The sequence below is a fragment of the Rhodococcus sp. CH91 genome (assembly GCF_022554085.1).
Classification (GTDB): Bacteria; Actinomycetota; Actinomycetes; order Mycobacteriales; family Mycobacteriaceae; genus Rhodococcus.
Window position 1 is genome coordinate 519,145 of the sequence record NZ_JAKFYR010000002.1, and the last position, 22,164, is coordinate 541,308.

21 protein-coding genes are annotated in these 22,164 nt (G+C 66.5%); 12 read left to right on the forward strand and 9 right to left on the reverse strand.

The window, feature by feature from the left end:
* Positions 1–105: 105 nt before the first annotated feature.
* The 5 genes from fmt to crcB all read left to right on the forward strand — a co-directional run bounded on the left by fmt (position 106) and on the right by crcB (position 4,484).
* Positions 106–1,029 carry a methionyl-tRNA formyltransferase gene (gene fmt / locus MOM01_RS06095; RefSeq protein ID WP_241384481.1) on the forward strand — a complete coding sequence of 308 codons (924 nt, stop codon included), beginning with the start codon at positions 106–108 and terminating at the stop codon, positions 1,027–1,029.
* Positions 1,026–2,498, forward strand: coding sequence for an RsmB/NOP family class I SAM-dependent RNA methyltransferase (locus MOM01_RS06100; protein ID WP_241384482.1), 1,473 nt, complete (start codon positions 1,026–1,028; stop codon positions 2,496–2,498). Before fmt ends, MOM01_RS06100 begins: the two co-directional genes overlap by 4 nt.
* A gap of 102 nt (positions 2,499–2,600) precedes the next feature.
* Positions 2,601–3,527 (forward strand): 1-phosphofructokinase family hexose kinase, encoded by a 927-nt coding sequence (locus MOM01_RS06105; RefSeq protein WP_241384483.1) that lies wholly within the window; start codon positions 2,601–2,603, stop codon positions 3,525–3,527.
* A gap of 133 nt (positions 3,528–3,660) precedes the next feature.
* Positions 3,661–4,110, forward strand: coding sequence for a fluoride efflux transporter FluC (locus tag MOM01_RS06110; RefSeq protein WP_241384484.1), 450 nt, complete (start codon positions 3,661–3,663; stop codon positions 4,108–4,110).
* Positions 4,107–4,484, forward strand: coding sequence for a fluoride efflux transporter CrcB (gene crcB, locus MOM01_RS06115; protein ID WP_241384485.1), 378 nt, complete (start codon positions 4,107–4,109; stop codon positions 4,482–4,484). Before MOM01_RS06110 ends, crcB begins: the two co-directional genes overlap by 4 nt.
* A gap of 121 nt (positions 4,485–4,605) precedes the next feature.
* Here the strand turns inward: crcB and MOM01_RS06120 are convergent, their stop codons facing one another.
* From MOM01_RS06120 to MOM01_RS06160, 9 genes are all read right to left on the reverse strand, one after another.
* Positions 4,606–5,532: an urea transporter gene (locus MOM01_RS06120; RefSeq protein ID WP_241384486.1), complete on the reverse strand. Its 927-nt coding sequence runs from the start codon at positions 5,530–5,532 to the stop codon at positions 4,606–4,608.
* Positions 5,533–5,577: 45 nt separating this feature from the next.
* Positions 5,578–6,423, reverse strand: a complete 846-nt coding sequence (locus MOM01_RS06125; protein ID WP_241384487.1) for an urease accessory protein UreD — start codon at positions 6,421–6,423, stop codon at positions 5,578–5,580.
* A 212-nt stretch (positions 6,424–6,635) separates the two neighbouring features.
* Positions 6,636–7,268, reverse strand: a complete 633-nt coding sequence (gene ureG, locus MOM01_RS06130) for an urease accessory protein UreG (protein WP_241384488.1) — start codon at positions 7,266–7,268, stop codon at positions 6,636–6,638.
* Positions 7,269–7,325: 57 nt separating this feature from the next.
* Complete coding sequence (locus MOM01_RS06135) at positions 7,326–8,018, reverse strand: urease accessory protein UreF (protein WP_241384489.1); 693 nt, start codon at positions 8,016–8,018, stop codon at positions 7,326–7,328.
* Positions 8,019–8,028: 10 nt separating this feature from the next.
* Positions 8,029–9,753, reverse strand: a complete 1,725-nt coding sequence (gene ureC, locus MOM01_RS06140; RefSeq protein ID WP_241384490.1) for an urease subunit alpha — start codon at positions 9,751–9,753, stop codon at positions 8,029–8,031.
* Positions 9,753–10,178, reverse strand: a complete 426-nt coding sequence (ureB, locus tag MOM01_RS06145) for an urease subunit beta (protein ID WP_241384491.1) — start codon at positions 10,176–10,178, stop codon at positions 9,753–9,755. Before ureB ends, ureC begins: the two co-directional genes overlap by 1 nt.
* Positions 10,179–10,236: 58 nt before the next feature.
* On the reverse strand, positions 10,237–11,112 hold the full coding sequence (locus MOM01_RS06150) for a sirohydrochlorin chelatase (protein ID WP_241384492.1): 876 nt from the start codon (positions 11,110–11,112) through the stop codon (positions 10,237–10,239).
* Entirely contained in the window at positions 11,112–11,417 is a 306-nt protein-coding gene (locus MOM01_RS06155; RefSeq protein ID WP_241384493.1) for an urease subunit gamma, read from the reverse strand. Before MOM01_RS06155 ends, MOM01_RS06150 begins: the two co-directional genes overlap by 1 nt.
* Before the next feature lie 353 nt (positions 11,418–11,770).
* Positions 11,771–13,396 carry an ammonium transporter gene (locus MOM01_RS06160; RefSeq protein ID WP_241384494.1) on the reverse strand — a complete coding sequence of 542 codons (1,626 nt, stop codon included), beginning with the start codon at positions 13,394–13,396 and terminating at the stop codon, positions 11,771–11,773.
* A 503-nt stretch (positions 13,397–13,899) separates the two neighbouring features.
* Here MOM01_RS06160 and MOM01_RS06165 point away from each other — a divergent pair.
* From MOM01_RS06165 to MOM01_RS06195, 7 genes are all read left to right on the forward strand, one after another.
* Positions 13,900–17,316 (forward strand): FUSC family protein, encoded by a 3,417-nt coding sequence (locus MOM01_RS06165; protein WP_241384495.1) that lies wholly within the window; start codon positions 13,900–13,902, stop codon positions 17,314–17,316.
* Positions 17,317–17,452: 136 nt separating this feature from the next.
* Positions 17,453–18,136 (forward strand): ribulose-phosphate 3-epimerase, encoded by a 684-nt coding sequence (gene rpe, locus MOM01_RS06170; protein WP_241384496.1) that lies wholly within the window; start codon positions 17,453–17,455, stop codon positions 18,134–18,136.
* Positions 18,133–19,152, forward strand: coding sequence for a bifunctional diaminohydroxyphosphoribosylaminopyrimidine deaminase/5-amino-6-(5-phosphoribosylamino)uracil reductase RibD (gene ribD / locus MOM01_RS06175; protein WP_241384497.1), 1,020 nt, complete (start codon positions 18,133–18,135; stop codon positions 19,150–19,152). The genes rpe and ribD overlap by 4 nt, the downstream gene beginning before the upstream one ends.
* A 37-nt stretch (positions 19,153–19,189) precedes the next feature.
* A complete protein-coding gene (locus MOM01_RS06180) occupies positions 19,190–19,795 on the forward strand; it encodes a riboflavin synthase (protein WP_241384498.1) in 606 nt (201 codons plus the stop codon).
* Between the two features lie 94 nt (positions 19,796–19,889).
* The gene (locus tag MOM01_RS06185; protein WP_241384499.1) at positions 19,890–21,140 is read left to right on the forward strand and encodes a bifunctional 3,4-dihydroxy-2-butanone-4-phosphate synthase/GTP cyclohydrolase II; all 1,251 of its coding nucleotides are present in this window, start codon (positions 19,890–19,892) and stop codon (positions 21,138–21,140) included.
* Complete coding sequence (gene ribH / locus MOM01_RS06190; RefSeq protein ID WP_241384500.1) at positions 21,140–21,622, forward strand: 6,7-dimethyl-8-ribityllumazine synthase; 483 nt, start codon at positions 21,140–21,142, stop codon at positions 21,620–21,622. Before MOM01_RS06185 ends, ribH begins: the two co-directional genes overlap by 1 nt.
* Positions 21,619–22,164, forward strand: a complete 546-nt coding sequence (locus MOM01_RS06195; protein WP_241384501.1) for a PH domain-containing protein — start codon at positions 21,619–21,621, stop codon at positions 22,162–22,164. The genes ribH and MOM01_RS06195 overlap by 4 nt, the downstream gene beginning before the upstream one ends.

The window sequence follows — 22,164 nt, forward strand, 5'->3', positions numbered from 1 at the left end:
CTAGACTGTGGAGGTCGTCGCCGTCGAGAACTGGAGCAGTATTCGTGACCTTCCCGCAGATCCCTTGCACCGCGCAGCACCTTCCCTCCCCGGTGGTGTCCTGAGATGCGCGTGGTCTTCGCGGGCACGCCGGAACCCGCCGTTCCGTCGCTGCTCCGGCTCATCGAGTCGTCGCGCCACGAGGTCGTCGCCGTCGTCACCCGCCCCGACGCGACCGCCGGGCGCGGCCGGAAGGTCGTGCGTTCCGAGGTCGGTGCGGTCGCGGACGAGCACGGTATCGAGGTGCTCACACCCCGGTCGCCCCGCGACCCCGAGTTCGTCGCGCGCCTGACCGAGCTCGCACCCGACTGCTGCCCCGTGGTGGCCTACGGCGCGCTCATCCCGCAGACGGTCCTCGACATCCCCCCGCACGGATGGGTGAACCTGCACTTCTCCCTCCTGCCCGCCTGGCGGGGCGCGGCGCCGGTGCAGGCGGCGATCGCCGCGGGTGACGAGATCACGGGTGCGAGTACCTTCCGGCTCGAGGCCGGACTCGACACGGGGCCCGTCTACGGGGTGGTGACCGAGACGATCCGTCCCACGGACACCGCCGGCGACCTGCTCGACCGTCTCGCCCAGACAGGAGCGACCCTCCTCGAATCCACCCTCGACGGGCTCGAGGACGGCATCCTCACCCCGGCTCCTCAGCCGGCGGACGGTGTCTCCCACGCCCCGAAGGTCACCGTCGAGGCGGCCAGAGTGCAGTGGACGCTGCCCGCGCACGTCGTCGACCGGCGCATCCGGGCGGTCACCCCGGCGCCCGGAGCGTGGACGATGATCGGCGACCTGCGGGTGAAGATCGGCCCGGTGACGGTGAGCGAGACGTCTCTCGAACCCGGCGAGCTCGATGTCCGCAAGGACGGTGTGCTCGTCGGTACGGGTACCACTGCGGTCCGGCTCGGGACGGTCCAGCCGCCCGGGAAGAAGGCGATGACAGCGACGGATTGGGCGCGTGGCGCCCGCCTCGACTCGAAGGTGCGTGCACGATGACCGATTCCGGTAAACCCCACCGCCCGGGACGCAAAGCGGCAGGGCGCAATCCTGCGGGCCGCACGGGCGGTGGCCGTCCGGGCCGTGACTCGGCACCGAAGCACACCCCCCGGCCGTCCCGGTCGGAGGTCGATCCGGCACGCGTCGCCGCGCGGGACGTGCTGCGCGCCGTGCGCGAGCGGGACGCATACGCGAATCTCGTTCTCCCGGGACTGCTTCGGGAACGCCGCCTCGATGCGCGCGATGCCGCACTGGCCACCGAACTGACCTACGGTGCGGCGCGGGCGCAGGGACTGCTCGATGCGGTGATCGCGGAGGCCGCGAACCGTCCCGTCGACGAGATCGACGGTGCCTTGCTGGACGTACTGCGTCTCGGCGCCTACCAGTTGCTGCGCACGCGGGTCGCACCGCATGCCGCGGTGGCGACGAGCGTGGATCTGGTTCGATCCGAATTCGGTTCGGGTAGGGCAGGTTTCGTGAACGCAGTGCTGCGCAGAGTGGGGGAGAGGTCGGAAGACGAGTGGATCGAGCTGCTCGCCCCCGACGCGGAACGTGACCCGGTGGGCCATTTGGCCTTCCGCTATGCGCACCCGCTATGGATCGCACAGGCCTTCGCTCACGCGCTCGGCCCGGATGCGTCGGAACTGGCGGATGTTCTCGCCGCGGACGACGCTCGCCCGATCGTCCATCTCGTGGCCCGCCCCGGTGTGATCACCGCAGAGGAACTCGCCCTCGTCACCGGCGGCGAGATCGGTCCGTGGTCGCCCTACGCCGTGCACCTCGAGCACGGGGATCCCGGTCGTCTCGAGCCGGTCCGCGACGGGATGGCCGCGGTCCAGGACGAGGGAAGTCAGCTCGTCGCCCGCGCTCTGACCCTCGCTCCGCTCGACGGCAAGGATCGGGGCCGCTGGCTCGATCTGTGTGCGGGTCCGGGTGGGAAGGCTGCTCTGCTCGGAGCTCTCGCCGCCATCGACGGTCATACGGTCGATGCCGTCGAGCCAGTCGAACACCGTGCGGAGCTGATCCGCAAGACGGCGCGCGAACTACCTGTGACGGTGCATGTCGCCGACGGGCGGGATCCCGGCCTGGAACCCGGATACGACCGGATTCTCGTCGACGCTCCGTGCACCGGGCTCGGTGCGTTGCGGAGGCGCCCGGAGGCGAGGTGGCGGCGCCGGCCCGCGGACGTCGCGGAACTCGTGCGTCTGCAGAAGGAATTGCTCGCGTCGGCGATCGCGCTTCTGCGTCCCGGGGGAGTGGTGCTCTATTCGACGTGTTCACCGCACGTCTCGGAGACGGTGGCGGTGGTGTCGGATGCGGTGCGCCGGCACGGTGTCGAGCAACTCGACACACGCGAACTCGTTCCCGGCGTGCCGCGGGTGGGAGATGGCCCGGGGGTCCAGTTGTGGCCCCATCGGCACGGTACCGACGCGATGTTCATGGCGGCTCTGCGTAAACCCTCGGACTGAGGACGCACCTCCCGGAGGGAAATGCGTCCGTCGAGTGTAGGAGGAGGCAACTGCGCCCGGTACGGCTCGGGCCGAACGCCCCGCACCGGCTAGGGTTTCGGTATGCCCGATATCGTCACGCTGACCATGAATCCGGCACTCGACGTCACGACCTTCGCCGACGAAGTCGTTCCCACCCGCAAGCTTCGATGTGACGAGCCCTTCTACGACGCGGGGGGTGGGGGCATCAACGTGGCGAAGGTCGCGCGGGTGCTCGGCGCCTCGGCCGGCGCGGTCTTCCCTGCGGGCGGGGCACGCGGTCGGCAGATGAGCGGCCTGCTCGACGACGACCGTGTCGACGCGTACGTCGTCCCCATCGCCGACGACACCCGCGAGTGCTTCACCGCGATCGATCGCACGACCGGGGCCGAATATCGATTCGTGACGCCGGGCCCGGATGTGAGCTGCGGCGAGCAGGAACGATGTCTCGAAGTGCTGACCGAGGTTGCGCAGGACGCGAAGTACGTGGTGGCCAGCGGCAGTTTTCCGCCCGGTGTCCCCGGCGCCTTCGTCAATCGGGTGGCGGAGATCGCCCACGCCTCGGGGGCGCGGTTCGTGCTCGACTCGTCCGGTGACGCGCTCACGAGCATCGCGTCGGGGGTGTTCCTCGTCAAGCCGTCGCTCGGTGAGCTGAGCGAATGGGTGGGGCGCGACCTTCCCACGACGGAGGAGAGGATCGCGGCATCACGTGAACTGGTCGAGCGCGGTGTCGCGGAGATCGTGGTGGTGTCCCTCGGCGCCGAGGGAGCCGTCATGGTCACCGCGGACGACGCGGTGGAGGTGCCCGCACTCGAAGTCGACGTGCGCAGTGCGGTGGGTGCCGGCGACAGTATGGTGGCCGGACTCGTCGTCGGGCTGCTGAAGGAACGGTCGCTGCACGATGCCTTGGCGCTCGGAATCGCGTGCGGTACGGCTGCGCTGCTGACAGCGGGGAGCCATGTGTGCCGTCGGGAGGACATCGACCGGTTCGACGTACTTGCCCGTCGGTGAGGCAGGCCGGGGATTTCTCGGCGGCACCCTCGGAAGTGAACGAAATGCAGGGTTCCCCGGCGACGCTCGGATAGCCTGAGAGGATGGACCTTCGGACGAAGTCCTCCCGCGATCGACATGTCGAGGCACGGGCATGAGCAGCGGCCGGCCGGCTTATCTCCGGTGGGCCTCGATCGGGCTCGTGGCGATCGGAGGCCTGTTCGGGGCCGGTAGCCGTGAAGGTCTGTCGCTCGTCATCCCGAAGCTGGGCGAAGTCCCCATCGTGATCGCGATCGTCAACGTCGTCGGCGCGTTTCTTCTCGGCTATCTGTACGAAGCCGTCACCCGGCTCGACAGTGCGAAGCCCACCGGGAAAAATCTGAAACTTCTCCTCGGAACGGGATACTGCGGTGGTTTCACCACCTACAGTTCCCTCGCGACCGACACCGCGGTGCTCTTCCGGGACGGATACATCTGGCAGGGGGTGGTGTACGCCCTGGGAACGGTCATCGTCGGTGCGTGTGCCACCTGGGCCGGAATCGCGCTTGCCAGTAGCGTCAATGCGAGGATGGCGCCGCCCGCCGGAGGAGGGATGACGACGTGACGCCGCTCATCTTCATCATGCTGAGTATCGCGGGTGGTGTCGGGGCGGTTGTGCGGTTCATCGTCGACGGCTTCGTCCGTGCGCACATGACGACGAGGTTCGCGTGGGCGACGACCATCATCAACGTGTCGGGATCGCTCGTCCTCGGCTTCCTCACCGGCCTCACGGTCGAACATCTCGTCTCCACCGACACGAGCTATGTCATCGGGACCGGATTCCTCGGCGGATACACCACATTCAGTACGGCGAGTTACGAGACGGTGCAGCTCATCAAGGAACGCCGCTACGGACAATCGTTCATCAGCGGTGTGGTGATGCTGGTGCTCGCTCTGGCAGCGGCAGGACTCGGGTTGTGGATCGGTACCTCGATCTGAGTCCGATCCACCACGCGAGGGCCCGTGCGACCTGCCGCTGAACCGTGGCACCGCCGAAATGTCGACCCGAGCCATCGCACCGCGGCCGCCCGAGACGGTGTGATGCAGTCGCGGACACCCGTCAGGGACGTTCGGCAGCAGGAATGTAGTGCGCGATGACCAGGAACACCCACGTCGTGAGGATGTAGGGCCACGTGTAGGTGGGAACGTCGAGGTCGTGCATCACCAGGGTGACCACCGCCGTGACGATGGTGCCGAGCAGCGCAAGGACCCAGGAGATCACGCTCTCCTTCAAGAAGGTCACCGAGAGCGCGATCGCTGTGAGCACACCGGAATACCCGCTCAGGCCGTTGCCCGTATCGGTGAGACTCTCACCCAGTGCGAGGGCGCACAGGGTACCGACGACACTTCCGAGAAGACCGGCCAGGCCGACCTTCCAGTTCGCGACGAAGAGACCGATGAGGATGAGTGCGCCGGCCCAGACGTTGTCGACCAGGACGACTTCGGAGACATTGGTCAGCAACGATCGGAAGAAGGCGACCACGGTCGAGTCGATCGTCATCTGCGACGACTCGACCCACCAACGCTCGAAGACGAAATGGATGATGGTCGCGACGATGCAGAACGGTGCTGTCGTCGACGGCAGTGCGTAGGTCTTCAGGGGCGTCTTGGTGAACAGTTCGTCGACCAACCAGGTGACCGGGGCGGCGAGCGCCCCACCGACCAGCGCGATGGGGTACGAGAACCACTGGCTGCCGAGGGTCGCGAAGGTTGCCGCACCGACGAGAGCACCGGAGAAACCCTGCATCCCGAAGATCAGGTCGGCCGCTTTCGTCCGGATGACCCACCCGGTGAGGGTCTGTGCCACACAGCCGATCGCCACGAGTACTGCCATCTGCCAACTGGCGACCACGAAGGCCGCCATGATGAGCAGGGTCGTGTAGATGTTCGCCTGGAAGTAGATCTGCGACGGACCGTGGCCGAAACCGACGAGCCAGGAGCGAGGCGATCCCATCGACCGGTGGGACTCCGCAGTTCCGGTGGTCATGTCCTGCCCCCTCTGTGCGCTCGTAGTGGCTCCGTCGGTCCGTTCTCAGGTCTTGCGGATCGCCGGTGCGGCCGTCCCGGTGAGCATCTCGTGCGCGGCCGCTGCCGCTGCATGATTCGCGCGGGCCACCGACACCGGATCGTTCGCCAACAGTCGCATCCAGACCCCTGCGTCGTTCGGCAGTGCGCTGATGCCGAACAGCCCGTCGTCGAATGTGGTGGACAAGGCATCGTGGAGCAGATCGGTGAGGTCGGCGGCGCGAACCCGGGGAGTGAACACGTACAGCATCGCCAGAATGTCGTGCTCCGCCAGCACCCCGAGTTCCTCTGCTGCCGGCCGATCGTTCGTGCCACCGGGGCGGAGGCGAACCCGGTCGAGCGCGACAAGCCGCCCGTCGGGGCGACGGACTTCGAGGTCGGATGCGTACACGTCGTATCGATGCCGTTCGTTGCGGGCAAGTCGGCCGGCGTACACGGTTTCCGCGAGCAGCAGGGACGCCGATTCGTCGAGCGTTACCGAGGTGTGCTGGTATAACCGCGATCCGGCGAACGGAATGACGGCGTCGGGAAGGTACTCGACGTAGGCATCGGATCCGGCCGTGATATGGGTGACGGACGACGCGTAGTCGTTGTCCATCCGGTACACCCTGGTCTGGGCCTGGGTCGTCACGTGGGCCGAGGTACCGGCCCCGAATGTGAGGTCGGTGCGTAACCGATCTGCTTGCAGAACGCCACCGCCCGAGGACATCACATAGGTGTACGGAACGTCGGGGCGGAGCGGATCGAAGTACAGCGGGCGCATGATCTGCAGCGGTGACTTCTGGTAGTGATGCACGAGCTCGGTCCGGTTGCGGGCAGGATTGCGTTCGAAGCCGAGCTGGAGAACCCCCACTTTGCCGGGACTCCCCACGGGAAGAGTCCCGTGGGGACTGGTGTGTCGGAGAACTTCGTTCGGGACTCGCGCGGGTTCGAAATAGTCGGGTTGCAGCCGGTAGCCGCCCGGATGTCGTGGGTGCACGGGTAGTGTGCTCACCTCCGCGAGATCCGTGGGCTCGCCCGGGTCGGGACCGATGTGTGCCGACGCCGCCGGGAGGCCGGCTGTCATCAGACGAGTTCCGTTCGCGTGTCGTTCCACAGTGACAGGATCTGGTCGAGCAACTCGTCGAGTCCCTCCCCGGTGAGAGAATTCGTGAGGACTACCGGACTACCACCTCGGACCCGGTTGGCGTCGCTCTCCATCACGCCGAGGTCGGTCCGTACGTACTGGGCGATATCGATCTTGTTGATGACCAGGATGTCGCTGTCGGTGATGCCCGGGCCCCGTTTGCGCGGCATCTTCTCTCCCTCGGCCGTATCGAGGACGAAGATGAAGACGTCCGCCAGTGCGGGTGAGAACGTGAGCGTCAGATTGTCGCCACCCGATTCGTAGATCAGGGTGTCGACCTCGGGGAATCGGTGCAGAAGTTCTTCACCTGCGGCGAGATTCATCGTGGGGTCGTCGCGTACCGCGGTGTGTGGGCACGCGCCGGTCTCGACGCCGACCACGCGTTCGGGGTCGAGGATGCCGTCGAGGACTCGCCGCACGTGGTGGGCGTCCTCCTGGGTGTAGATGTCGTTGGTGATGACACCGGGGGTGCGCCCTGCCGCGATGAGCAACGGAACGAGCGCCTCGGTCAGCGCGGTCTTGCCGGAGCCTACCGGGCCCCCGACACCGATTCTCAGAACATTGTCAGCCATGTGGGCTCATTCCCCTCGAAGTGTGGCGAAACAGGTGGCCGGTTGTGCGCCGGCCGGTCAACTGGCGAACAGGCGGGCTTCTGCCTTCTCGTGCTGGGCCGACATGATGTCGGCCATGGGCGCGAACCCGCCGAGATCGTGGAGATCACGTTCGACGGCAGCGTTCGCCACCTGTTCGATCACCGGGCCGAGCGCGTGCAGAATCACTTGCGAGGTCCGATGATCGGTCAACCGCAGGCGCAACGCAGCGCCCACGAAACTCACTGCGAAGGCGGAGAGATCGGCGGCGACCGCGATCCGTGTATCGACGCCGGTTGCCGAGTAGATCAACGCCGACACCACAGGCTGGCACCCCGGCGTGGCGCGTGCCTCGAGCCGTTGCCGGTACTCCGCCAAGGCGTCGCTACCGAGCACCACGCCGGCGAGGTCGGCGAGTTGATGGCCGCTTCGCGTCGAAGCCCGCCGCATCTCGGCGTTCAGTTTGGAGGCGAACAGACGATCGTCGACCTCCGCGACGAGATCCCAGTCGCCTGCTCCCGCCGCACGGTGAGCAGCGGCGAGAGCAGTCGCGTCCCCGGGCCCGACAGAGTGGACGAGCAGGGAACTCAACAGGTCCTGCACGTCGTCGGGCTCGACAAGGCGAGCCTGACTGTAACCCTCGAGTCCGTGCGACATGGTGTAGAAGCCGCTCGGGAACGCCGAGTCCGCGAACTGCAGACTCGTCAGCAACTGACGGATGTCCGACGTCACGTCGTCTCCTTCACGCCAGGAAGAACTTCTGGGTGAGTGGGAGCGATTGCGCAGGATCGATCGCGGCGACCTGTCCGTCGTAGGTGACGTCGTAGGTCTCCGGATCGACTTCGATGGCCGGGGTCGCATTGTTGCGCACCATGTGCTGCTTTCCGATATTGCGGCACCGCTTCACCGGCAGTATCCGGCTTTCCAGTCCCAATTTCTCGGGCACGCCGAGGTCGATGGAGGCCTTCGACATGAAGGTCGCGCGCGTGGACTGCAATGCCCTGCCCTGCGCACCGAACATGGGCCGGTAGTACACCGGTTGGGGGGTGGGGAGCGATGCGTTAGGTTCACCCATGAGACCCCAGTTGATCAGGCCGCCTTTGACGACAACCTTCGGCTTGGCCGCGAAGGAGGTCGTCGGCCACAGCACGATGTCGGCGATCTTTCCTTCCTCCAGTGACCCGATGTACTCCGAGATCCCCTGTGTGATAGCGGGATTGATGGTCACCTTCGCCAGATAGCGCAATACGCGGAAATTGTCGTTGTCTTCCGCGTCCTCCGGAAGTTTGCCGCGCTTGTCCTTGCAGTGGTGGGCGATCTGGAATGCGCGCATGAACGACTCGCCGATGCGGCCCATGGCTTGGGAGTCGGACGACACCATCGAGATGATGCCTTCGTCGTGGAACACGGTTTCGGCGGAGATGGTCTCGGCCCGGACGCGGGAGTCCGCGAATGCGACATCCTCCGGAATGTCGTGTGACAGGTGGTGACAGACCATCACCATGTCCAGCAGTTCGTCCACCGAGTTCGCGGTGTAGGGAAGCGTGGGATTCGTGGAGGACGGCAACACGTTCGGATGACCCGCGACCTTGATGAGATCCGGTGCGTGTCCTCCACCGGCGCCTTCACTGTGGAAGGTGTGGATCGTCCGGCCGTCGATCGCGTCCAGCGTGTTCTCGACGAAGCCCGACTCGTTGAGGGTGTCGGTGTGCACCGAGATCTGGACGTCGTAGCGGTCGGCGACGTCGAGTGCGTTGCTGATCGCGGCGGGTGTGGCCCCGTAATCCTCGTGGACCTTCAAACCTGCTGCGCCGGCCTCGATCTGCTCGCACAGAGCCTCCGGGAGCGACCCGTTCCCCTTCCCGAGGAAACCCATGTTGACGGGCATCGCTTCGGCGGATTCCAGCATGCGGTGGAGGTTCCAGACGCCGGGAGTGGTGGTGACACCGTTGGTCCCGTCGGTAGGTCCGGTACCGCCACCGAAGAGCGTGGTGATGCCGTTCGCCAGTGCGGTCACTCCCTGTTGCGGTGAGATGTAGTGCACGTGGGAATCGAATCCGCCGGGCGTCGCGATGCAGTGCTCACCTGCGAGTAGCTCGGTACCCGGACCGACGACCAGCCGGGGATCCACCCCGTGCTGAAGATGTGGGTTGCCGGATTTTCCGATCCCCGCGATCTTTCCGTCCCGAACCCCGATGTCGCCTTTGAGAACGCCGAGTATCGGGTCGAGGATGATCGCGTTCGTGATCACAAGGTCCAGCACGCCCTGGGCGTCGGTTCCCTGGGGGTCGGCCCCCATCCCGTCGCGTGCGGTCTTGCCGCCACCGTAGACGATTTCGTCGCCGTAATTGCCCTCGTTGAAGTCCTTTTCGATCTCGATGATCAGGTTGGTGTCGGCCAGGTGAACGCGGTCGCCGGTCGTGGGGCCGAAAAGGTCGGTGTATTGCTTACGTGAGATGATCGCCATTACTTCGCGCCTTTCTTCTTCTTCGAAGTGCTCGCGCTCTCTCGCGCCTTCGGTGTGCCGTCCTGGTACTCGAGTTCCTTCATGAGTGCCATCGCACGAATCTTCGTGCCCTCGGAGTCCAAACCGCCGTCGACGAGATTGTTGAAGCCGATGACGTGGCGATTGCCGGCATACGCCACGAGGGTCACCTCGCGTGTGTCACCCGCTTCGACGCGCACGCTCAGGCCCGAAGGGAGGTCCAGGTGCATGCCGTAGGCGAGTTCGCGGTCGAACAGCAGCGCCTTGTTGACCTCGAAGAAGTGGAAGTGCGACCCGATCTGGATGGCGCGATCTCCGGTGTTGCTGACCTGCAGTGTCACACTGCGACGCCCCGCGTTGATCTCGATGTCGTCTTCCCTGTGGTGATATGTGGGCTTGGCTACCATGACGGTTCCTTCCTCGGCGAGCGGCGCGGTGGGGGTCGAGCCGACGTCGGTGTCCTGCTCAGTGTGAAGAGGCAGTAGCGGGGTGCCGGTGACTGCGTTCGGTACCGGGATCTTCACCTCCGTGTCCGTGTCCGTGTCCGTGTCCGTGTGTGCTGCCGGTGGAGGCGTCGAATGCGTGCGAATGTGCGTAACCGTGTCCGTGATCCGCCATCAGTCCGGCCTCGACTCCGGTGCGGCCGTGGGACAGCTCGTGCAAGGCGGTGTGCGCTCGCATGTCGACGATGCGGAACATCGCCTGCTCGCTCATCAACGGTCCGTAGAACCTGGATCCGGAAAAGCGTCCGTCGTCCGGGGGGATGGGGTCCTCGCGGCGAAACCCTGCGGGAACGACGACGGTGTGCGGGTGATCGAGGCGACGGAGCCGTCGTAGAACCTCGGCAAGGTCGTCCTCGGTCCGTGTCGTGGCGACTTCCACGACGTTGCCGGCGCCGTGGGTGCGCACCAGATGCGCGATGCGGTGCAGTTCCGCTTCGTCGAAAGGGTCGGACGCGGGGGCCTGGACCACCATCGCAGCATCGGGCGAGCTGCGGCGAATTGCGGTAGCCGCCGAGCGCAGCCATGCCGTGAGATGGTCGGCGTTACCGAACGGCTCCGCCAGAGCGAGACGCCCGGGCGCTCCCGCAGCCAGCCACTGGACGGTCTTGGCCGTGTCGGCGACCAGCGTGGGGTTGCGGCCGAGGGTCATGGGCACGACCGTGATCGGGCCGTCGCCGGATTTCAGGAGGCGCGCCACGAGATTGTGGAGTGGTCGGCCGATCGGGGTGACGAACCAGCCGGGACGAGCCTGTGCGAGGAACCGCACGTCCGCGCCGCCGGCGCTCTCGTGGCCCGCGACCAGTACGGTCGTGGCGTCTGCCCCGCCGCCGTCCACCATCAGCTCCCGATCGGGTCGTGGCAGGACACCAGTTTGCTGCCGTCGATGAACGTCGCCTCGACCTGCAGCAGCGGCAGCAATTCGCGAACCCCGCTCATGCAGTCCTTCTCGGAAACGATGGTCTTGCCCAGTTCCATGACTTCTGCGACGGAACGGCCGTCGCGGGCCCCTTCCAGGATCGCCTCGCAGATGAGTGCGGTCGCCTCGCTGGCGTTGAGCTTCGTGCCGCGGTCACGGCGTCGCCGCGCGATCTCCGCGACCTGGTAGATGTAGAGCTTTTCGATCTCTCGTGGAGTCAAATCCATTTTCTGCTCCCGCAATGCCGTAGGTCGGTTTCGATGAGCATCTCCCGGCGGCGAGCCGGAGCTCGCTGTTTCCGACGATACGCCGGAGCCACAAGGAAGTTCGCATTTTCGAGGGGTCGTCGGAGGCGGTGCCGTCGACGGCGGAGCGGGTGTCGACGGGGACGTCCCGGCGCTCTGATTCCCACGTGGGGTGCGGTGATGTCCATTTTCGGACATACACACATGCTCATATGTGCAGGCGAGCGCCCGGTGGGAGCGGACCTCGTCCCGACTCGTGTGATCGATCCGTCCGAAATGCGCATCCGCAGGGCATGCAATTGTGCTGTGAAAGCGGAAGTTGTTGTGTACCGGCCTTATCCGCTCTCCACCGGCACGACAGTCATCTCGACGAGGTCGTCGCCCAATGCCGACAAGGCGCTCCGCACGGGCGCCAGCGCGTCCGCCGGGGTCAGGATCTCCGCACGAACCCGTGGGGAGACGTCCAGGGTTCGCTTCTGCCCGCGGACCATCTGATCGACCGAGTCGGTCGTGGTGACGAAGACTTCGGAGAGTATGGCGCGGCGTGCACCCGCAGCGAGCACCTCCCGTTCCACGCCTGCGGCCCCGGAAGAGTCGAGAACCGCGGTGACCAGGTACACCTTGTTTCCGGGCTCCATCGGCTTCGGCGCGAGGGCCGAGACCGATCCGTCGGCGGGGTCGGGGGGAGTGGGACCCTCGTGATAGGCGTTCATGCCCTGTTGGCTGAGATCGAGGTGTTCTTCTTCCTCGGCGCTGACGCGAAGCCCGATCGTCTTCTCGATCGCGAAGCCGATCACCAGGGTGAGTACCAAGGCGTAGACGATCACCGCGACCAGTGCGACGACCTGGTAACCCAGCAGTGCCCATCCGCCACCGGCGAACAGTCCGTCTCGGCCGATCGAATTGATGGCCTCTTCACCGAAGAACCCGACGCACAGCGTGCCGAACACGCCGCCGATGAAGTGGACCGCCAGAACGTCGAGTGCATCATCCACGCGCAGAAGCTTTTTCAGGCCGAGAGCGACATAACACACCACTCCGGCCAGCGCGCCGATGACCACCGCGGCCCAGGTGTTGACATAACCCGCAGCGGGGGTGATGGTCGCCAGCCCGGCGACCGCGCCCGTCACACCGCCCAGGACGGTCGAATGACCTTCCCGGTAGCGTTCGATCACCAGCCAGACGAGCATCGCGGCGGCGCCTGCCAACTGGGTGTTGACCAGGGCTTGGGCCGCAACTCCGTTGGCCTGCAGTCCGTCTCCGGCATTGAAACCGAACCAGCCGAACCAGAGGATGCCCGCGCCCACGATCACCAACGGGACCGAGTGCGGCAGTGGCGCGCGGTCGGGTCGTACCTTGCGCCGCCCCAATACGATCAGCAGACCGAGTGCAGCAGCTCCGGCCGAGGAGTGGACGACCATTCCGCCGGCCCAGTCCTGTGCTCCCATCTTGGTCAACCAGCCCTCGGGTGCCCACAACCAGTGCGCGACAGGCGCGTACACGATCACCGACCAGATCGCGATGAAGACCGCCCACCCCAAGGCCTTGAGGCGATTCGCCACGGCGCCCGTGGCGAGCGCCGGCGTGATGATCGCGAACATCAACTGGTACGCGAAGAAGGCGAGCGTCGGGATCGCAACGGTTTCGGTCACGACGTGGAGGTCCGGCTTGGGAGCCTCGCCGATATTGGTGAGCGCGACGAAACCGAGATCCGCGATGATCCCGTTGCCCCGGTCGTTGCCGAACGCGATACTGTAACCGAACACGAACCAGGTCAGCGAGATGATGCAGAGCCCGACGAGGTTCTGTTGCAACATCACGAGCGTGTTACGCCTGCTCACCATGCCCGCGTAGAAGAACGCCAGACCCGGTGTCATGAACAGCACGAGGGCCGCACATACCAGCACCCACGCGGTGTCGCCGCTGTCGATCGCGGCTTGAGCCAGTGTCGTAGAGTTCATCGACGGTCCTGTGCTTTCGGGAGAGGTGTGTGATAGTCCCTGAAGGGGTATGCCGAACAAGACATTTCGTACTCATGCCGAATCGGGACGTGAAACTGCCGGCTGTGTTCTGTCTGACGGCGATCGACATGCATCCAGCGACCCCCGATCCTCGCATCGGTCAGTCACGCTTCTCTCGACGCACCGGCAGCGGCAATGTCGCCGGAAGGACGAGACTTGTGGTCCGACGAGAGCATATACACCCTGTTTGTGCGATGCGGGCAGATCGCGCCAACTCGAATCCCGAATGTGACGCCGTCGCGGACGGATCGCGATGCCGGGGCGTGCCGTTCGTGATGTCAACGACGACCCGGTGAGCCCGGCACCTTCTTCTGCGCTCGAGTGTTGTACGGAGCGGCGATGTCTCGAAGAAGTGGCGAGCGTCCCGGTCCCAGATCCTCCGTTCTCCGCCGTCGATCTCGTTCTCCCGCATCTCGGAAGTCGTGTCGCTCTAGACTTGCGCCGTGGAGGCCGTCCAGGTGGGGCTCGGAATCGTCATTCTGGGAATGACTCTCGTGGACATATTCCTCACCGCGCTCAATTGCGACGAAACAGGCTTTCTCACGAAATCCGTGACGGCTCGGGTGTGGCGTGTCCTCAGGAGAGTGACACGAAATATGTCGCGCGACCGGCGTCCTGCCGTACTCCGCCAGGTGACGGGCATTCAGTTCTCGGTCACGGTGGGTGTGTGGGTGGGTGGCGTCATCCTGGGATACGCGTTCATCTACCTCGGCATGATGAGCGGGCCGAGCTTCCGGTTCGACGGCGTGCCCGAGGGCGTTTTCGGCGCTGTCTATTTCAGCGCGGTCCAGTTGACCACGGTGGGGACCTCCCAACTCACCCCCGACACCGATGTTTCCCGGATCATCTCGGCCGCGGAGCCCCTCACGGGCTTCGTACTCGTTGTCCTGATTCTCGTGTTTCTTCTCGGAGTCGGCGGAGCTGTCGGCGCGCTACGCGATCTGTGCGCACAGTTCTACGACCCCGGAGGCGGCCTCGGGGATCCCATTGCGAGCCTGAAGCCGTACTTTCCGGGTGGTGAACCGCGCGAACTCGATTCGAAACTCGCGTCCGTCACCGATCGTTTCATCCGCTGCACCGAGGGGATCCGGCTCTACCGCTCCGCCTACTACTTCCAGAGTGGTCGCGACACCGTCGCGCTGCCGTACTCGATCCGGATGCTCAGCGGGGTCGTCGAGGCGCTTCGTTGGGGTTTGCCCACATCGCATCCCGCCGCTCTCGAGCCGACGTTGATTCCGCTCACCGACCGGTTCCTGCAGTTCGCGAACTATATGCACTCCGTACTCGGCTGGACGAGCACCGATGTTCCCGAGACGAGATCGCACGAGGAGTTCCGGCGGCTGGTCGAGCAGGATATCGAACTGCACCACCCGGCCGGAAATCGCTCTGCGCCCCCGGGGGAGAGCACGGATCCGTGGGTTGCACGGTTCGCTCGGATGAACCGGAGAATGAGCGAACTCGCCCACCTCGAACCGCTCACCGATCTCGACGACGCCTACGAACGGTACGTCGAGTGGCTACCGTTCGCGTACCGGGCACACCAGTTCACCGACGCCGTCAGCCGGGATCTCGATTATCAGCCGGTCTACGCTCCCGGCTGGAAGGAGGTTCCGGAATCGACGACGGACGTTCCCGCCCCGGCGTCCACGACGGGCGGTCTCCGAGCTTTCCTCTCCCGCCGCCGCACACTCATCGATCCCGGCCACATCCGGCTCTTCGATGCCCTGCGCGTACTCATCGCGGCAATCGTCTCGGTACTGGTGGTGGCCCTCGGCCTCGAGATCGCCGGAAAATCGCCGACGCCCACCGCGCTGTTCGGTGGAATGATCGCGATGTTCGCAGGTGGGGTTGCCGCCCAGAGCCGGGCGCGCCCGGGACCGGCCAAATTCGGCGGGATGCTGGCGCTGATCCCCGTGGTCGTCGCGGTCGGGTTGATCACCGTGGTGCCGCACGAGCCGTTGCCATCGGCGCTCGCCGTCGCCGCACTGGCATTCGTCGGTGTGTTGCTGTCCCGCTTCGGGCCACAGGGGGCCGGGCTCGGACGCGTGCTGTTCATGACCTTCTACTTCAGCCTGTTGCTCCGGCTCAGCCCCGACGATTTCTGGGTGTACACGCTCACGGGTCTGGTGAGCGTCACCGCGTCGGTGCTCGTTCAGTTCATCCCGATGGGCCACGGGCACGTCGGACCCGTGCGGGGCGGACTGCGGGCGTTCGAGAACAGCGTCGCGAACAGCATCGATCCGCTCGTCGATTCGGTGTCGGCTGCCCGCTGGGATCCGGACCTGCGCAAACGCGTGCACAGCGGGCTCGACCAACTGCACCACACGGCGTCGTTTCTGGGCGGGCAGCTCACCGGCGCGTACCCGGCTCTGAACCTCACCGCCCGGCAGCTGAACAACCTGAGGATACGGATCTTCGACGTCGAACTGGCGACGGTCAACCTGTCGACGGCAGCTCGGGATGCGACCGGAGTCGGGATGCGGCTCCAGACCCGGGCTCGGCTCGCCGGTGAGCTCGAGCAGCTCCGGCTCCATATCCGCAGCTATCCGCACTCCCCGTCGTGGATGACCGATTCCGAAGAGACCCGCGCGGAGGTGACCCTTCTGCCCGGAGATGAGGCCGAGCCGGTCGACTGGCCACTGCCGGCGCAGCGGTTGCTCCGTGCCGTGCGGGAGGTCCGGTCCGCTGTGGACGCGCTGCACACCGCGCGCGCCGAAGATCTCCTCGGCAGCTCGGGAGTCGTCGATGATGACGACTCGGCTCCTGCGACCGGGGCGGGACCCGGTACGGGCAAGGCGGAACCGTCCTCGGGTTCGAGGGGGCGCTTGCTCGGTGGCGCCGGACCGCTTCGCCGTGCGGTGCAGGCCGCACTCGCGACCGGGCTCGCTCTCTGGCTCGGGGGAACGGTATCGGAGACCTACCAGTATTGGGCCGCCTTGCCGGCCTTCTTCGTCCTGGGTGAGACGGACGGGGAGACCTTCCTCAAGGGAGTGCAGCGCATCGCCGGAACCGTGGTGGGTGCGGCGCTGGGCTTCGGCTTCGCGACCCTGATCGGAACCGATGCTCCCTTGGTCCTCCCGCTGCTGGCGCTCTGCGTGTTCGCCGCGACGTATCTGCGGTCCGTGTCCTCCGTCCTCTCCGCGCTCTGGATGACGACCTTCGTCGCATTGCTCTACGAACTGCTGGGAAAGCTGAACACCGAAACCATCGAACTGCGTGTCGTGGAGACGGTGATCGGCGCGGTGCTCGCCTTGGTGGTGGCCGCGATCGTTCTGCCCACCCGCACCCGCACCCGCTTGTCGTCGGACACCTCCCGGTTGGTGCAGACCATCCGGGAGGCCAACGGTCTCTGCCTCGAACACCTGCGGTCCGGATCCTCCGGCAGGCCGGATATACAGGAGCTCGAGCGAAGAGAACTGGCCATGACGACGCTGGTCCAGAAGGTCGAGGCCACCGCCGTGCCACTGCGTCGCTCGTCGGGAGCGCTCGACGTCCGAGGTATCGAAGGGAGGCTCACGGCCCTGTGGGCGCTGATGTTCTATACGCGGCACGTGGTCTCCGCCACCGAACGTCTGTCGCCGGAGGAGAACGCTCTGGCCGCGTCGCAGTGGGACGAGATCCACGAGATCATCGAGGGTGATTTCGAAGCACTGCTGACGGCGTTGGCAGGTCGGACACGGTCTGCGCTACCGGAAGGCATGGTGACCGCCGGCGAATACGACATCCCGTACGGCACCACCTTGTCCCGGATACTCGAGGCTCTCGAGCGTATCGATCAGACCGTGACGTTCATGGTCGAGGAGGTACTGCCGAGCGAAGAACGCTTCTCGTGGATCACGTCGTCGTTCCGCCGGATCTAGTCCGGATCTCGACGGCCGTTCCGAATGCCCTTTCAGGGCAGTTGCTTTCGTGTCGCAGTGTTCCGCGGCGAGGCCGTCGGATCAGCGCCGGTGCTGGTGCCTCGACGCGCAGTGCGCTCGTCTAGACTCGATCGATGTGGCCCACCCGATGATCGCCCCCTCGATCCTGTCCGCAGATTTCGCCCGTCTCGCCGACGAGGCGCAGGCCGTCGCCGGTGCCGACTGGCTCCACGTCGACGTCATGGACGCGCATTTCGTACCGAACCTGACCCTCGGGCTCCCGGTCGTCGAGTCCTTGCTGAAGGCGACCGACATCCCTCTCGACTGTCACCTGATGATCGAGAATCCCGGTCGCTGGGCGCCGCCCTACGCGGAGGCGGGCGCGCACAATGTGACCTTCCACGCCGAGGCGACCGACGATCCCGTCGCCGTGGCACGCGACATCCGCGCCGCCGGCGGCAAGGCGGGACTGTCCGTGAAACCCGGCACCCCGATCGAGTCCTATCTCGAGATCCTGAAGGAGTTCGACACCCTGCTCGTGATGAGCGTCGAACCCGGCTTCGGTGGCCAGTCCTTCATCCCGGACGTCCTCGACAAGGCCCGGCAGGTCCGTCGTCTCGTCGACTCCGGTGAACTGCGGCTGCTCGTCGAGATCGACGGCGGCATCAATGCCGACACCATCGAGGCCGCCGCCGAGGCCGGTGTGGACTGCTTCGTCGCCGGCTCGGCCGTCTACGGCGCCGACGATCCCGGTGAGGCGGTCCGGAAACTTCGGACGCAGGCCGGGGCCGCGTCCCGGCACCTGACGCTCGCCCCGTGACCACACCCGAGATCGCCGAAGCGCTCCAGTTCGCGCTCGACGCGTCGGAGGCGGTGCGGGGCACGACGAGCCCGAACCCGCCGGTCGGCGCGGTGATCCTCGACGCGGACGGCAAGCCGGCGGGGATCGGTGCCACCGCCCCGCCCGGTGGCCCGCACGCGGAGATCCGGGCTCTCGAAGCGGCCGGGGAACGTGCCCGCGGCGGCACCGCCGTCGTGACCCTCGAACCGTGCAACCACACCGGCCGCACGGGCCCCTGCGCGCGTGCGCTCGTCGAAGCGGGTATCGCGACGGTGTACTACTCGGTCGCCGACCCCAACCCCGTCGCCGGCGGTGGTGCGGACACCCTGCGTGCCGCCGGAGTGACCGTGCACCCGGGGCTCGGGGCCGAGGCTGTCACGCGGGGACCGTTGCGGGCCTGGCTGCACCGCCAGCGCACCGGACGACCGCACGTGACGTGGAAGTACGCCGCATCGATGGACGGTCGGAGTGCGGCCGCCGACGGGACGAGCAGGTGGATCTCCGGTCCCGAATCACGGGCACGGGTGCACGACCAGCGCAGCCGGCTCGACGCCATCATCGTCGGAACAGGCACGGTGCTCGCCGACGACCCGTGGCTGACGGCTCGGCTGCCCGAAGGTGAACTCGCCCCGCACCAACCGCTCCGGGTCGTCGTCGGAATGCGTGAGATACCCACCTCGGCAAGGGTTCTCGACGACGCTGCCCCCACTCTGGTGCTGCCTACCCACGATGTGGGAGAGGTGCTGGACGCGCTCGGTGATCATCCCGACGTCCTGCTCGAGGGCGGCCCCCGTCTTGCAGGCGCCTTCCTCGCGGCAGGGTGCGTCGACCGCATCCAGGCGTATCTGGCGCCGGTGGTCCTCGGAGCGGGGGAGGCCGCCGTCGAGGGCGCGGGAGTGAACACGATCGCGGACGCGTTACGGTTCCGCCGGGAACGCGTCGAAACGGTCGGCTCGGACATCCTGTTGACACTCGTCCCGGACCGGGACGACTGAATCGAGACCGGTCACCTACCGGGGCAAGGAGCGGAACATGTTCACCGGCATCGTCGAGGAACTGGGGGAGATCGTGGCGAAGGAGGATCTCGCCGACGCGGCGCGCTTCACGGTGCGCGGACCGTTGGTCACCTCCGACGCGAAGCACGGTGACTCGATCGCCGTCAACGGTGTGTGCCTGACCGTGGTCGACGTCGTCGACGGCGGCGCGTTCACCGCGGATGTGATGAAAGAGACGCTGGACCGGTCGTCGCTCGGGCAGTTGGCACCCGGCAGCCCGGTCAACCTCGAACGCGCAGCCGCGATCGACAGCCGTCTCGGCGGTCATCTCGTGCAGGGGCACGTCGACGCCACGGGCACGGTCCTGGCCCGCACGCCCTCCGAGAACTGGACGGTCGTGCGCATCTTGCTGCCCGCCGAAATCGCCCGCTACGTCGTGGAAAAGGGCTCGATCACCGTGGACGGTGTCTCGCTCACCGTCTCGGGGCTCGGGGGAGAACGCGGCGACGAATGGTTCGAGATCTCGCTCATCCCGACCACCCTGTCGCTCACGACGCTCGGCACCGCGGCTCCGGGCAGCGTCGTCAACCTCGAGGTCGACGTGATCGCCAAGTACGTGGAGCGCCTGCAGAACGCGCGCTGACGCGTCGTAGTGTGGAGCACGACAGTGCTGTGTTGACGAGCCGGAGACCTCTCCGGTGCGGGTCGTCCGGATACGAGAGTTGGAGTCCAGGGAAGTGACGAGGTTCGACACCATCGAGCGCGCGGTCGCCGACATCGCCGCCGGTAAGGCGGTCGTCGTGGTCGACGACGAGGACCGTGAAAACGAGGGCGACCTCATCTTCGCCGCAGAGAAGGCCACACCCGAACTCGTGGCGTTCATGGTGCGCTACACCTCCGGCTATCTGTGCGTCCCACTCGACGGCGAGGACTGCGACCGACTCGGGCTCCCCCCGATGTACAGCGTCAACCAGGACAAGCACGGCACCGCCTACACCGTCACCGTCGACGCCAGGGAAGGTATCGGCACGGGCATCTCCGCGTCCGACCGCGCCACGACGATGCGGTTGCTCGCCGACCCGGACAGCACCGCTCAGGACTTCACCCGTCCGGGACACGTGGTGCCGCTGCGCGCGAAGGAAGGCGGCGTGCTGCGCCGTCCCGGCCACACCGAGGCCGCCGTCGACCTCGCCCGGATGGCAGATCTGCGGCCGGCGGGCGTCATCTGCGAGATCGTCTCGCAGAAGGACGAGGGGCAGATGGCCCGCACCGAGGAACTGCGGGTCTTCGCCGACGAACACGAGCTCGCCCTGATCTCGATCGCCGATCTCATCGCCTGGCGACGCAAGCACGAGAAACACGTCGTGCGCGTCGCCGAAGCGCGCATCCCCACACGGCACGGGGACTTCACCGCCGTGGGCTACCAGAGCATCTACGATGAGGTCGAACACGTCGCCCTCGTTCGCGGCGATATCGCCGGCCCGGACGGCGACGGTTCCGACGTCCTCGTGCGAGTGCATTCCGAATGCCTCACCGGAGACGTCTTCGGGTCCCTGCGATGCGATTGTGGCCCGCAGCTCGACGCCGCCCTCGAGATGGTCGCCGAGGAAGGGCGCGGGGTCGTGCTCTACATGCGCGGCCACGAGGGACGCGGCATCGGCCTGATGCACAAGTTGCAGGCCTACCAGTTGCAGGACGCGGGATCGGACACCGTCGACGCCAACCTGCAGCTCGGTCTTCCCGCCGATGCCCGGGACTACGGCATCGGCGCGCAGATCCTCGTCGATCTCGGTATCTCCTCGATGCGGCTGCTGACGAACAATCCGGCCAAACGTGTCGGTCTGGACGGCTACGGCCTGCAGATCACCGAACGTGTGCCGATGCCGCTGCGCGCGAACCGCGAGAACATCTCGTATCTGCGCACCAAACGAGATCGCATGGGCCATGACCTGGCCGGGCTCGACGAGTTCGACGAGGGAGACGCCTGATGAGCGGAGAAGGACTGCCCGAGCTGCAGCTTGCGGACGCCGCAGGACTGAGTCTCGCGATCGTCGCCGGTCGCTGGCACACCGAGATCTCGGACGCCTTGATCGCCGGTGCGCAGCGTGTGGCCGACCAGGCCGGCGTCGCCGACGTGACTCTCGAACGGGTTGCGGGTGCCATCGAGCTCCCGGTCGTCGCGCAGCAGCTGGCCCGCACCCACGACGCGGTGGTCGCGCTCGGAGTGGTCATCCGTGGTGGAACGCCGCACTTCGAGTACGTGTGCGACGCCGTGACCTACGGGCTCACCCGGATCGCCCTGGACGAGGGGACACCGGTGGGTAACGGTGTGCTCACCACCGACACCGAACAGCAGGCTCGCGACCGCGCGGGTCTCCCCGGATCGGTGGAGGACAAGGGCGGACAGGCCTGCGCCGCCGCGCTCGACACCGCCGTGACACTGCGGCGACTGCGGAAGGCGAGAAGGTGACCGGCACCGAGACCGGCTGGGATCTCGAGGTACGTCCGGAGAAGATGCGGCGCTGGATCGTCGTCGCCGCGGTCTTCGTCCTCGCCGTGCACATCTTCGCGGCGCTCGTACTGCGCGGTGGTGGCGACACGGGCGTGCACCTGCGGGTCGTGGACCAGATCGCGTTGCTCGCCATCGGCGTCGTCCTCACCGGAGGCGTCCTGCTCTTCACCCGGCCCCGGTTGCGCGCCGGCGCACACGGAGTGACCGTCCGCAACGTGATCGCAGAACGGCACATCCCGTGGAGCGACGTGCGGGGGCTGTTCTTCGACCACGGCGCGCCCTGGGCCCGCCTCGAACTGCCCTTCGACGAATACGTACCCGTCGTCGCGATCCAGGCCCGGGACGGGGAGACCGCGGTGGATGCGCTCGAACGCTTCCGTGAACTCGAGTCCCGCTACACGGACACCGTCCGCAACGACGACGACGGCGGAGCCGCCGGCACCAACGACGGCGGAGCCGTCAGGGGCGACGACGGCGGAGCCGTCAGGGGCGACGACTAG